Raw genomic sequence first — 12,974 nt, forward strand, 5'->3', positions numbered from 1 at the left:
GCCCGCTCACTGGCCGCGCGCACTGCTCGGATGCGGGTGCATCACGGCGCGCTGCCGTTCTTCTTCGAGAAACTTCATGATGGTCGGCGCCACTGCCTCGGCACGGGTCACCAGGAACAGGTGGCCATCGTCGATCACGTGCAGCTCCGAGTTGGGGATGCGCCAGGCCAGCAAGCGCATGTTGATCAAGGGAATCAACGGGTCGTCGTCCCCCGCCATCACCAGCGTGGGTTGGCGAATCTTGTGCAGCCAGTGGATGCTGGTCCAGCCGAGGCCGGCGAACAGCTGCCAGTAGTAGCCCATCTTGCCGCCCGAGCGCACCTTGCTGGCATGGGCCAGGGCTAGCTTGGGATCGCGGCGGAAGGCGCCTCCATAGATGTCCGGGGCGATCTGCACGCCGTAGGACGGCTGGATGTAGCGCCGCGGGCTGGCCATGCGCCAGAGCACCTTGGGTTTGCCCGGCACCATCACCGCGCCGGCCGAGGTGGCGGCGAGGATCAGCTTCTTGCAGCGTTCCGGGTAGTCGTGGGCAAATTGTTGCGCCAGCGCGCCACCCCAGGACACGCCGATGGCGTTGACCTGGCCGTAGTCGAGGTAATCGAGCATGCGCGCGGCCAGTTTGGCCAAGCCAGGGAAGCGATAGGGCGTGCTGGGGGTGGAGGAGCCGCCCACCCCCGGCACGTCGAAGGCGATCACTTCCAGGTCCGGGTCGAGGGCGCGGACGAAGGGCATGACCAGCTCCAGGTTGGCGCCGATGCCGTTGAAAATCAGCAGGGGCGTCAGCTTGCCGTTGCCCGGGCGAACGGCGGTACGCAGGGTCTGGCCGTCCAGCTCGATGGTGCGAAATACGAAAGGTAGCGACATGCGCAAGGGCCCTATCAATTAAAACGCTGGGTCATACCTTCCAGGTCGTGCCCAGATCCACCAGGGCGAAACCTGGTTCGCCCACCCGGCCATAGTGGTCGGATGGACGAGCGGCACGTCCGGTGCCGCGGGCAGCGCCGCGCAGTGCGCAGGCGATCAACGCTCGTGAACGTAAGTACCCGGAGCCGCTTCGCCGGGGGCGTGTTTCTTGTTGCCCAGGTGGGTGGGCGCTTTCTTCTTCTCGCCCGAGCGCTCGGCCAGCCAGTTCTGCCAGTGCAGCCACCAGGAATCGGTGTGCTTGGTCGAGCTCTCCTGCCAGTCCTTCGGGTCCTGGGGCATTTCCGTGTTGGTCATGTAGCGCGCCTTGGGGTTGCCAGGCGGGTTGAGAATGCTCTGGATATGCCCGCTGTTGGACAGCACGAACTCCACCTTGCCGCCGAACAGGTTGGCCGACTTGTAGCAGGACTCCCAGGGCGTGATGTGGTCGGTGGTGCCGGCGACGCAGTACAGGTCGGCAGTGATCTGCTTGAGGTCGATCGGCGTGCCGCAGACCTCCAGGGCGCCGGGGCGGATCAGCGGGTTGGTCTTGAACATCTCGATGAACTCGCCATGCAGGGCGGCCGGCAGGCGGGTGGTGTCGTTGTTCCAGTAGAGGATGTCGAACACCGGTGGCTCATTGCCGAGCAGGTAGTTGTTGACCCAGTAGTTCCAGATCAGGTCGTTGGGCCGCATCCAGGCGAACACCTTGGCCATGTCGCTGCCTTCCAGCACGCCGGCCTGGTAGGAGCGCCGCTTGGCCGCTTCCAGGCTCTTCTCGTCGGCGAACAGGGCGACGTCGGTCTCCAGGCGGTTGTCCAGCACGCTGACCAGCAGGGTCAGGGCGTTGACCTTGTGCTCGCCGAGGGCGGCGTAGTGGCCCAGCAGGGAGGTGGTGGTCAGGCCGCCGGAGCAGGCGCCGAGCATGTTCACGTCCTTGCTGCCGGTGACGGCCGTGACCACGTCGATGGCTTCCTTGAGCGCCTCGATATAGCTGGTCAGGCCCCATTCGCGGTGGGCCTTGGTCGGGTTGCGCCAGCTGATCACGAAGGTCTGCACGCCGTTGCGCAGGAGGAAGCGGGCCACGCTCTTCTCCGGCGACAGGTCGAACACGTAGAACTTGTTGATCTGCGGCGGCACCACCAGCAGCGGGCGCTCATGCACCTGCTCGGTGATCGGCCTGTACTGGATCAGCTCCAGCACCTCGTTGCGGAAGATCACCGCGCCGTCGGTGGTGGCCAGGTTCTTGCCGACCTCGAAGGCGTTCATGTTGACCTGGCTGGGCATGCCGCCGTTGTTGACGATGTCCTTGGCCAGGTGCGAGAGGCCGTCCAGCAGGCTCTTGCCGCCGGTCTCGAAGAAGCGCTTGACCGCGGCCGGGTTGGCCATGCCGTTGCTCGGGGCCATGGCCTCGGTCATCAGGTTGATGACGAAGTGGCTGCGGCTGGCGTCCTGTTCGGACAGGTCGCTTTCCTCGACCCAGTCGTGCAGTTCCTTGCGCCAGGCCAGGTAGGTCTGCAGGTAGCGCTTGTACAGCGGGTTCTGGCTCCAGGCCGGGTCGGTGAAGCGGCGGTCGCCGGCCTCGGGGGCGAGCTCGGACTGGCCGAACAGCACGTTCTTCAGCTCCAGGCCGAAGTGGGCCACGTGCTTGGCGCTGTGCAGGGGCTGCTTGATGGCTTGGGTGAGCACGGTACGCGCCGAGCTCAACAGATCCTTGCCGCGAATGCCGATTACCGGACTCAGGCCGAGGGTGTTCTCGGAGGCTTGATTCTTCAGGTCATCACTGGGTTTATCTGTCATCAACGACGCTCCATTGTCCTGAGGCGAATACCGGCGTACTGCTGTGCACGGAGACACGAGGCCAAGGGGCCAGGTATTGCTCGGGTTACCTAAGGCGGACTATTCCGCGATTTTGTTGCATTTGCCGGTTCGGCAAATGCAGGGAACCTGCCAGCTCCCTGGTTACCCGAGTTTTTATATTTGCGCAAGCAGGCTGCGATTCGGGCCGAATATGCAGGGAGTATGCCGGGAAGGATTAGAAAATGCGCTCTAACCGGGCGGATAGGTAGGGTGCCGCCGGCAGCGGCGGCGGGTTTGTGCGAGGCGCTATTGAGGCGGGGCGAGCGGGACGTGGGCCCGGCAGGTGCCGGGCCCTGCTGCGTTCTACAGCATCAGTTTGACCACGGACTCGTCCGGGTCGCGGGTCTTGCCAGCGGCGGCCAGGGCGGCCAGGTACTCGGCCCAGAGGGCGTCCTGCTGGGTGGCCAGGCGGTACAGGTAGTCCCAGGTGTACAGGCCGCTGTCATGGCCATCGTCGAAGCACAGTTTCAGGGCGTAATTGCCCGCCGGCTCGAGGCGGCTGAGGCCGACGTGCAGCTTGCCGGTCTGCAGGATCGGCGTGCCGTGACCCTGCACCTCGGCCGAGGGCGAGTGCACGCGCAGGAACTCGGCGGAGAGGGTGTAGCTGTCCTGGCCGTATTTCAGGGTCAGGGTCTTCGAGGCTTTGTGCAGCTCTATGGCGCTGGGGATCTGGGTCATGGTCGTCGACTGCGGCGCCGCCCGGAGAGGCTCCGGGCGGTTTGGGTGGCTGGTCTAGAGAATATAGCGCGACAGGTCTTCGTCCTCGGCCAGTTCGCCGAGGTGACCGTTGACGTAGGCCGCATCGATGATGATCGGCGCGTCCTCTTGCTTGGACGCCAGGTCGCCGGCGCTGAAGGAGACTTCTTCCAGCAGGCGCTCGAGCAGGGTGTGCAGGCGCCGCGCACCGATGTTCTCGGTCTTCTCGTTGACCTGCCAGGCGATCTCGGCGAGGCGCTTGATGCCGTCGGCGGCGAACTCGATGTTCAGCCCTTCGGTATTGAGCAGCGCGGCGTACTGTTCGGTCAGCGAGGCGTGGGGCTCGGTGAGGATGCGCTCGAAGTCCTCGGGGCTGAGGGCCTTGAGTTCCACACGGATCGGCAGGCGGCCCTGCAGTTCGGGCACCAGGTCGCTGGGCTTGCTCAGGTGGAAGGCGCCGGAGGCGATGAACAGGATGTGATCGGTCTTGACCATGCCCAGCTTGGTGTTGACCGTGCAGCCCTCGATCAGCGGCAGCAGGTCGCGCTGCACGCCCTCGCGGGACACGTCGGCGCCACCGGTGTTGCCACGCTTGGCGACCTTGTCGATCTCGTCGATGAAGACGATGCCGTTCTGCTCCACCGCCTCCAGGGCGCGGGCCTTGAGTTCCTCCTCGTTGACGAGGCGCGCGGCTTCCTCGTCGCGCACCAGCTTGAGGGCTTCCTTGACCTTGAGCTTGCGGCTCTTCTTCTTGCCCTTGCCCAGGTTGGAGAAAAGGCTCTGCAGCTGGTTGGTCATCTCCTCCATGCCTGGCGGGGTCATGATCTCGATGCCGGCGGCGGACTCGGCCACCTCGATTTCGATGTCCTTGTCGTCCAGCTGGCCTTCGCGCAGGCGCTTGCGGAACAGCTGGCGGGTGTTGGAGTCGCCGCTCGGCACCGGGTCCTCGTTGAAGCCGGTGCGCGCCGGTGGCAACAGGGCGTCGAGGATGCGCTCCTCGGCGGCGTCTTCGGCTCGGTGGCGGACCTTGGTCATTTCCTGCTCGCGCAGCATCTTCACCGCAGCATCGGCCAGGTCGCGGATGATCGACTCGACGTCGCGGCCGACATAGCCGACCTCGGTGAACTTGGTCGCCTCGACCTTGATGAACGGGGCGTTGGCCAGCTTGGCCAGGCGGCGGGCGATCTCGGTCTTGCCGACCCCGGTCGGGCCGATCATCAGGATGTTCTTCGGGGTGACTTCGGCGCGCAGCTCGGCCGGCAGCTGCATGCGCCGCCAGCGGTTGCGCAGGGCGATGGCCACGGCGCGCTTGGCATCGTCCTGGCCGATGATGTGGCGGCTGAGCTCGTGGACGATCTCGCGAGGGGTCATGGACATGGTACGGCTCCTGAACGGACGGCGGCTCAGATGGCCGAGTCCAGTTCCTCGATGGTCAGATTCTGGTTGGTGAACACGCAAATGGACCCGGCGATGTTCAGCGCGGTCTCGGCGACCTCGCGGGCGCTCATTTCCTCGGTGTGCTGCAGCAGGGCCATGGCCGCGGCCTGGGCATAGCCGCCGCCGGAGCCCATGGCGATCAGGCCGTGCTCGGGCTCGACCACGTCGCCGGTGCCGGTGATGATCAGCGAGGCGTCCTTGTTGGCCACCGCCAGCATGGCCTCCAGGCGGCTGAGCGAGCGGTCGGTGCGCCAGTCCTTGGCCAGCTCGACGGCGGCGCGGATCAGGTGGCCCTGGTGCTTTTCCAGCTTGCCCTCGAAGCGTTCGAACAGGGTGAAGGCGTCCGCGGTGGCACCGGCGAAGCCGGCCAGCACCTGGCCGTGGTAGAGGCGCCGGACTTTCTTGGCGTTGCCTTTCATCACGGTGTTGCCGAGGGAAACCTGGCCGTCGCCGCCCATGACGACTTTGCCGTGGCGGCGCACTGAAACGATGGTGGTCAAGGGGAGAGTCTCCACGCAGCGGGGCGAAAATGCCCAATGCAGACTCAGATGGGGTGGCGTGTGGCGCTTTTCAACCGACGCTGGGCGATTCTCGGCCGAATGGCCGTGGCCCGGCTGTAACAGCGGATTACCGCGGCCCCGTCGCGGGCGAGGCGGGGCCCGCGACGCTCAGCGCACCTGGCGCTGCTGCAGCAGCAGGTTGCTGAAGCCGTTGGCGGCCATGGCCTTCTGCGACTGGGCCAGCTGCTGGCGGTCGGCGAAGGGGCCGATCAGCACCCGGTGCCAGACTTCCTCGCGCACCGTGCCGGATTCCACGCGCACGTTCTGGCCGAGCAGGATGATCTGCGCGCGCAGGCTTTCCGCGTCGTCCTTGCGGCGGAACGAGCCGGCCTGGAGGAAGAACTGGGTGGTCAGTGGGGCCTGGGCGACCACCGGCGGCGGAGGCGGCACCTCGCCGTTGAGCGCCGCCTCGGCGCGCGCGGCGTCGATCTTGGCCGCTTCCTCGGCGCTCACCGGCTTCTGTTCGGCCGCTGGCGCCGGCTGCTCCAGGGCCTGGGGCGGCACTATGACCTCCGACTCGGGCAGCAGGGTATAGAAGTCGTACTTGGGCTTGGCCGGCTCGGCCTTGCCCGGTTTGTCCTGGGCCGGCTTGCCGCCCTGCTTGCCGCTGGCCTGCGCGGCCTTGTCGCGCTTGATCTCGTCGCGGCCGGGCTCGAGGCTGAACAGGAACGTCATGAAGCCGCCGATCGCCAAACCGCAGGCCAGCCAGATCCAGGCCGGCACCGGTTTCTTCGCCGGCGCCTTGTAGCGGCTGGCGCCGCGCTTGGCGGCCGGCTTCTTGCGGGCGGCGGCCACTTACATGCGCTCCAGGGTTTCCAGGCCGAGCAGTTGCAGGCCCTGCTGCAGGGTGCGGCCGGTCAGCGCCGCCAGGCGCAGGCGGCTCTGCTGGGTGGCCTGGTCCGCGGCGGCGAGGATCGGGCAGTTCTCGTAGAAGCTGGAGAACAGACCGGCCAGGTCGTACAGGTAGGTGCACAGCACGTGCGGGGTACCCTTGTCCGCGACGTTGTTCAGCACCTCGCCGAACTGCGCCAGCTTGGCCGCCAGGGCCTGCTCCTGCTCGGCCACCAGGCTGATCTGGCCGCCGATCTCGTCGATGCCCTTGCCCAGCTTGCGGAACACGCTGGCCACCCGGGTGTAGGCGTACAGCAGGTAGGGCGCGGTGTTGCCCTCGAAGCTGAGCATCTGCTCGAAGTTGAAGCTGTAGTCGCTGGTGCGGTGCTTGGACAGGTCGGCGTACTTCACCGCGCCGATACCCACCGAGCGGGCGATCTGCCGCAGTTCGGCCTCGTCCAGTTCCGGGTTCTTGCCCTTGACCAGGGCGTAGGCGCGTTGCTCGGCTTCGTCGAGCAGGTCGATCAGCTTCACCGTGCCGCCGTCGCGGGTCTTGAACGGACGACCGTCGGCGCCGTTCATGGTGCCGAAGCCCATGTGTTCCAGCTCCATGGCCGGATCGACGAAGCCGGCGCGGCGCGCCACCTCGAAGGCCATCTGGAAGTGCAGGGCCTGGCGCTGGTCGACGAAGTACAGGGCGCGGTCGGCCTTCAGCACCTGGCTGCGAAAGCGCATGGCGGCCAGGTCGGTGGTCGAGTAGAGGTAGCCGCCGCCGGCCTTCTGCACGATCACCGGCAGCGGGTTGCCTTCGGCGTTCTTGAACTCCTCGAGGAACACGCACTGGGCGCCGTTGTCCTCGGTCAGCAGGCCCTTGTCGCGCAGGGCCTGGACGATGCCCGGCAGCTCGGCGTTATAGGCGCTCTCGCCCTTGACGTCGGCCTTGCTCAGCTTGACGCCGAGACGGTCGTAGACCTCCTGGGCGTGACCGAGGGACAGGTCGTTGAACTGGTTCCACAGGCGCAGGCATTCGCCGTCGCCGGCCTGCAGCTGGACCACCAGCTGGCGGGCGCGGTCGGCGAACTCGGGCGACTCGTCGAAGCGCTTCTTCGCTGCGCGGTAGAAGGTCTCGAGGTCCGCCAGCTCGGGCGAGCTGAAGCCCTTGGGCTGCTCCATCACATAAGCCAGCAGCATGCCGAACTGGGTGCCCCAGTCGCCGACGTGGTTCTGCCGGATCACCTCGTCGCCGAGGAACTCGAGGACCCGCGCCACGCCGTCGCCGATGATGGTCGAGCGCAGGTGGCCGACGTGCATCTCCTTGGCCAGGTTGGGCGAGGACAGGTCGACCACCACGCGCTGCGCCGAGCCGGCCTTGCGCACGCCGAGGCGCGCGTCGGCCAGCGCCGCCTCCAGGCGCCCGGCCAGGGCGTCGCTGTTCTGGAAGAAGTTGAGGAAGCCCGGGCCGGCGATCTCCACCTTGCTGATCTGCGGGTCGGCCGGCAGCGCGGCGATCAGCTTCTCGGCCAGCTCGCGCGGCTTCATGGCCGCCGGCTTGGCCAGCATCAGGGCGATGTTGCTGGCGAAGTCGCCGTGGCTCTTGTCCTTGGTGTTCTCCACCTGGATCGCCGGGCTCAGGCCTTCGGGCAGCACGCCTTCGGTGGTCAGGCGGGTCAGGGCTTGCTGGATCAGGTGGCGAATGCTGTCTTTCATGGTCTGCTCGTCCGGCCGCGTGGGGCGGCGGCGCCCTGGGGCGCTGGTTGAAAACTGCGCATTATCCGTGGCCCATCCGGGCTTGCCAACCGCTGTCGTCTTTGATCAGAACAGATCGATCGGGTCGACATCCAGCGACCAGCGCACGGCGCGGCCGCTGGGCATCTGCTCCAGCGCCGCCAGCCAGCTGTGCAGCAGGCGGTGCAGCGGTGCCCTGGCGCTGCTCTGCAGCAGCAATTGGGCGCGGTAGCGGCCGGCGCGGCGCTCCATCGGCGCCGGCACCGGGCCGAGCAGTTCGATGCCGTCCAGTTGCAGCTCGTTCACCAGCAGTTCGGCCTCGTGGCACGCCTCGTCGAGGAAGCCCTCGGCCTGCCCCGGCTTGTGCGCCTCGGCGCGCAGCAGGGCCAGGTGGCAGAAGGGCGGCAGGCCGGCGTCGCGGCGCTCGCTCAGCGCCTGCTCGGCGAAGGCGAAGTAACCCTGCTCGGTCAGCTGCACCAATAAAGGGTGGTCGGCCAGGTGGCTCTGGATGATCACCTTGCCCGCTTCCTCGGCGCGGCCGGCGCGACCGGCGACCTGGACGATCAGCTGGGCCATGCGTTCGCTGGCGCGGAAGTCCGCGGAGAACAGGCCGCCGTCGGCATCGAGGATCGCCACCAGGGTGACGCGGGGGAAGTGATGGCCCTTGGCGAGCATCTGGGTGCCGACCAGGATGCACGGCTCGCCGCGCTGGATGGTGTTGAACAGCGTGTTCATGGCCTCCTTGCGCGCCGTGCTGTCGCGGTCCACGCGCAGCACCGGTACCTGGGGGAAGAGGATCGCCAGGCGCTCCTCGGCGCGCTCGGTGCCGGCGCCGACCGGGCGCAGGTCGAGCTTCTGGCATTTCGGGCAGTGACTGGGGCGGCGTTCGACGTGGCCGCAATGGTGGCAGCGCAGTTCGTTGGAGCGCTGGTGCACGGTCATTCGCGCATCGCAGCGCGGGCACTCGGAGAGCCAGCCGCAGTCGTGGCACAGCAGGGTCGGGGCGAAGCCGCGGCGGTTGAGGAACACCAGCACCTGCTGGCCGGCCGCCAGGGTCTGGCGGATGGCCTGCTGCATCGGGCCGGAGATGCCCGAGTCCAGCGGCAGGCTTTTCACATCCAGGCGCAGGAAACGCGGAGGCTGGGCGCCGCCGGCGCGCCGCTCGAGGCGCAGCAGCTGGTAGCGACCGCTGTTGGCATTGTGCAGGCTTTCCAGCGAGGGGGTGGCCGAGCCGAGCAGGATCGGCACGTTCTCCTGGCGGGCGCGCACCAGGGCCAGGTCGCGGGCGTGGTAGCGCAGGCCCTCCTGCTGTTTATAGGAGGCGTCGTGTTCCTCGTCGATGATGATCAGCCCCGGGCGCTGCATCGGCGTGAACAGCGCCGAGCGGGTGCCGATGATGATGTCGGCCTCGCCGTCGCGCGCCGCCAGCCAGGCGTCCAGGCGCTCGCGGTCGTTGACCGCCGAGTGCAGCAGGGCGATGCGTGCATTGAAGCGCCGCTCGAAGCGCGCCAGGGTCTGTGGGCCGAGGTTGATCTCCGGGATCAGCACCAGAGCCTGCTTGCCGGCCTCCAGGGTGGCGCGGATCAGTTGCAGGTAGACCTCGGTCTTGCCGCTGCCGGTCACTCCGGCCAGGAGAAAGGCGCCGAAGCGGCCGAAGCCGGCGCGCACCGCACGCTCGGCGACCTGCTGCTCGGCGTTAAGCGGCAGCTCGGGCTGCGCCAGCCAGCTGGCGTGCCGCTCGCGGGCGGCGTGGCGGCGCACCTCGATGCGCACCAGGCCCTTCTCCCGCAGCAGCTCGAGGCTGTCCTTGTTCAGCTGCAGCTGGCTGAGCAGCTGGTGGGCGACCCCGTGGGGGTGCTGGGCGATGACCTTCAGCGCCTGTCGCTGGCGCGGCGCCCGGACCAGGCGCGGATCGTCCGGCTGGGCGCCTTCGCTGAGCAGCCAGAAGCGCTCCTGGCGGGCCTCGGCGGGCTCGCCCTGGCGCAGCAGCACCGGCAGCGCCCAACTGAGGGTGTCGCCGAGGCTGTGTTGGTAGTACTGCGCCGTCCACAGGCACAGGCGAAACAGCGCCGGTGGCAGCGGCGGTTGGCTGTCGAGCAGCGCCAGGGCCGGCTTGAGCTTGTCCGCCGGCACCTCGCTGTGGTCGCACACCTCGATCAGGATGCCGATCAGCTCGCGGCGGCCGAACGGTACGCGCAGGCGCATGCCCGGTTGCAAGGCTGCGCGCGGCACGCCGGGGGGCGCGCGGTAGTCGAACAGGCGGCGCAGCGGTGACGGCAGGGCGAGGCGCAGAATGGCGTCGGGCACGCAGAGGCTCCAGGCAAGGGTGCGGCGATCTTAGCATGGGCGCGCGCGACGGCCGGCAGGGGCCCTGGCTTGCATCGGGTTGTCGGTCTGGTATCATCCGCGACCTATTTCCGTGCGGTATCCAACAATAGTGTTGGGTGGCGGCACGTCAGCCCCGAGGAATGCACCATGAAAGCCGATATCCACCCGAACTACGAAGCAATCACCGCTACCTGCAGCTGTGGCAACGTGATCGAAACTCGCTCCACCCTGGCCAAGCCGCTGAGCCTGGACGTGTGCAACGAGTGCCACCCGTTCTACACCGGCAAGCAGAAGATGCTGGATACCGGCGGCCGTGTTGACCGCTTCAAGCAGCGCTTCGGCATGTTCGGCGCCAGCAAGTAAGCAGGCGACCCGCGAGGAAGAGCCGCTTGGCTGGTTCCGCGCTACTGAGAAAGGCGTCCCTTGTGGGCGCCTTTTTCGTTTGTGCAGTGTTCCAGGCCCCGGTGCAGGCGTTGTGCCCGCCGGCGGGGCCGTTGCAGGTCGCCGAGGTGCAGCGGGTGGTGGATGGCGACACCCTGCGCCTGCTGGACGGCCGCAGCGTGCGCCTGATCGGCCTGAACAGCCCCGAGTTGGGGCGCCAGGGGCGTTCCGCCGAGGCGTTCGCCGAGACAGCCAGGCGGCGCCTCGTCGAACTGGTGGCGGCCAGCGACGGGCGTGTCGGCCTGCGCCTGGGGCGCGAAGCCCGGGACCGTTATGGGCGCGTACTGGCCCATGCCTACGACGCCCGGGGGCATAATTTAGAGGCGCAGTTGTTGGCCGAGGGGCTCGGTTACCTGGTGGCGATTCCGCCCAATCTGGCGCTGCTGGAGTGCCAGCGTGCCGCCGAGCGTGCCGCGCGCGGCGCCCGTGCCGGATTGTGGCGGCGCGAGCCGCTGCTGTCGCCGCAGCAGCTCGCGCGCAGCGGCTTTGCCCTGGTGCGCGGGCGGGTCGAGCGGGTCGAGCGCAACGGCGGTGGCGTCTGGCTGGAGCTGGACGGCCCCCTGGTGCTGCGCGTGGCGCCCTCGGCCCTGCGCTATTTCGACTCCCAGCGCCTGCAAGGCCTGGTCGGGCAGCGGGTCGAGGCCCGCGGCTGGGTGGTTGACCGCCAACGGCGCGGCGGCGTAAAACCAGGACAGGCCCGTTGGCTCTTGCCGCTGAGCCATGAGGCGATGCTGGAGGTGGTGCGATGAAGCTGCGTTGCGTGCTTGTGCTGCTGGGGCTGCTGCAGCTCGTGGGGTGTGCGGTCAATCCCGCGACCGGGCGCAGTGACTTCGTGATGATGAGCGAGGCTCAGGAGCTGGAACTGGGTCGGCGCTACAATCAGCAGATTCTCAAGCAGTACCCGCGCTACCCCGACGAACAGCTGCAAGCCTACGTCCAGCAGGTCGGCGAGCGTGTCGCCCGGCACAGCCATCGCAGCCAGCTCAACTACCAGTTCACCGTGGTGGACAGCCCCGACATCAATGCCTTCGCCGTGCCGGGCGGCTACATCTATATACACCGTGGGCTGCTGGCCTATCTCAACTCGGAAGCCGAGCTGGCAGCCGTGCTGGGGCATGAGGTGGGGCACGTCACCGCGCGCCACAGCGTGCAGCAGCAGAGTCAGTCGAGCGCCTGGAACATCCTCGGCCAGGCGGTGGCGATCGGCACCGGTATCGGTGCCGCCGGCGACCTGGCCAATGTCCTCGGCGGGGCCTTCGTCCGCGGTTACGGCCGCGACATGGAGCTCGAGGCCGATGGTCTCGGGGCGCAGTATCTGGCGCGCAGCGGCTACGATCCGCAGGCGATGATCGAGGTGGTCAAGGTGCTCAAGGCGCAGGAGGATTTCGCCCGCGATCAGGCCGCCCAACGTGGCCAGTCCAGTCCGCCGAGCGGCTACCACGGGGTGTTCGACACCCATCCGGACAATGACCGGCGCCTGCGGCAGGTGCTGGGCCCGGCCCGGGCGCTGGCAACGGGGCAGCAGGAGGTCAATCGCGAGACTTTTCTCAAGCGCCTCGACGGTCTGCCGTTCGGTGATTCGGCGGCCACTGGGGTGCGCCGGGGGCAGCGTTTCTACCATGGCGAACTGGGCATCACCCTGGGCTTTCCCGATGGCTGGAGCCTCATCAATCGCGCGGATGCGCTGATCGGCCACTCCGTCGACCAGCAGGCATTCATCGCCATGACCCTGGAAGGCAATCCCAGGGGCCTGAGTGCCAGGCAGCTGCTGCGTCAGCGCGTCGGCGGCCAGCCCCTCGCGGCGGAGCGCGAGCTGCGGCAGGCCGGCTTGTCGGGATACAGCGCGATCATTCCCGGCAGCGCCCCGCGGCGCGTCGCGGCACTGCTGCACGGCGAGCGAGCCTACCTGTTCGTCGCCGCCGTGCGCGGGAGTGCCTCGCTGGAAAGCCAGGATGCCCGCTTTCTCGAGGTGATCGGCAGCTTTCGGCCGATCACGGCCGCCGAACGCAGGCTGGCCGAGCCGCTGCGCCTGGATATCGTCACGGTGAAACAAGGACAGACCATGGCCGAGCTGGCCAGGCGCAGCAAGCTGCCGGGGGATGCCGAGGCCAGCCTTCGTTTGCTCAACAACTTCTACCCGGTGGGCGAGCCGCGTCCCGGTGATCGCGTCAAGGTCGTGCATTAGCGCACTGTCGT

General features: G+C 67.8%; 11 protein-coding genes. 3 read left to right on the top strand and 8 right to left on the bottom strand.

The annotated features are described in order from the left end of the window. Nucleotides 1-6: 6 nt before the first annotated feature. From phaZ to LPB260_RS22390, 8 genes are all read right to left on the bottom strand, one after another. On the bottom strand, nt 7-864 hold the full coding sequence (phaZ, locus tag LPB260_RS22355; protein WP_208708054.1) for a poly(3-hydroxyalkanoate) depolymerase: 858 nt from the start codon (nt 862-864) through the stop codon (nt 7-9). 156 nt (nt 865-1,020) lie between these two features. After that, nucleotides 1,021-2,700, bottom strand: coding sequence for a class II poly(R)-hydroxyalkanoic acid synthase (gene phaC / locus LPB260_RS22360; protein ID WP_208708055.1), 1,680 nt, complete (start codon nt 2,698-2,700; stop codon nt 1,021-1,023). Nucleotides 2,701-3,063: 363 nt separating this feature from the next. Then, nucleotides 3,064-3,438: a gamma-butyrobetaine hydroxylase-like domain-containing protein gene (locus tag LPB260_RS22365; RefSeq protein ID WP_208708056.1), complete on the bottom strand. Its 375-nt coding sequence runs from the start codon at nt 3,436-3,438 to the stop codon at nt 3,064-3,066. Nucleotides 3,439-3,492: 54 nt separating this feature from the next. Then, nucleotides 3,493-4,833, bottom strand: a complete 1,341-nt coding sequence (hslU, locus tag LPB260_RS22370) for an HslU--HslV peptidase ATPase subunit (RefSeq protein WP_208708057.1) — start codon at nt 4,831-4,833, stop codon at nt 3,493-3,495. Nucleotides 4,834-4,859: 26 nt separating this feature from the next. Then, nucleotides 4,860-5,393, bottom strand: coding sequence for an ATP-dependent protease subunit HslV (gene hslV / locus LPB260_RS22375; protein ID WP_208708058.1), 534 nt, complete (start codon nt 5,391-5,393; stop codon nt 4,860-4,862). A gap of 168 nt (nt 5,394-5,561) precedes the next feature. After that, the gene (locus tag LPB260_RS22380) at nt 5,562-6,248 is read right to left on the bottom strand and encodes an SPOR domain-containing protein (protein WP_208708059.1); all 687 of its coding nucleotides are present in this window, start codon (nt 6,246-6,248) and stop codon (nt 5,562-5,564) included. After that, nucleotides 6,249-7,991, bottom strand: coding sequence for an arginine--tRNA ligase (argS, locus tag LPB260_RS22385; protein ID WP_208708060.1), 1,743 nt, complete (start codon nt 7,989-7,991; stop codon nt 6,249-6,251). 105 nt (nt 7,992-8,096) lie between these two features. Continuing rightward, complete coding sequence (locus tag LPB260_RS22390) at nt 8,097-10,316, bottom strand: primosomal protein N' (protein ID WP_208708061.1); 2,220 nt, start codon at nt 10,314-10,316, stop codon at nt 8,097-8,099. Nucleotides 10,317-10,484: 168 nt separating this feature from the next. Here LPB260_RS22390 and rpmE point away from each other — a divergent pair, with 168 nt between their 5' ends. The 3 genes from rpmE (at nt 10,485) to LPB260_RS22405 (ending at nt 12,963) form a co-directional block, all read left to right on the top strand. Next, the gene (gene rpmE / locus LPB260_RS22395) at nt 10,485-10,700 is read left to right on the top strand and encodes a 50S ribosomal protein L31 (protein ID WP_208708062.1); all 216 of its coding nucleotides are present in this window, start codon (nt 10,485-10,487) and stop codon (nt 10,698-10,700) included. Nucleotides 10,701-10,762: 62 nt separating this feature from the next. Next, entirely contained in the window at nt 10,763-11,527 is a 765-nt protein-coding gene (locus LPB260_RS22400) for a thermonuclease family protein (RefSeq protein ID WP_371926117.1), read from the top strand. Further along, nucleotides 11,524-12,963, top strand: a complete 1,440-nt coding sequence (locus tag LPB260_RS22405) for a M48 family metalloprotease (protein WP_208708064.1) — start codon at nt 11,524-11,526, stop codon at nt 12,961-12,963. Before LPB260_RS22400 ends, LPB260_RS22405 begins: the two co-directional genes overlap by 4 nt. Nucleotides 12,964-12,974: the final 11 nt, after the last annotated feature.

It is taken from the genome of Pseudomonas sp. LPB0260 (assembly GCF_013388395.1).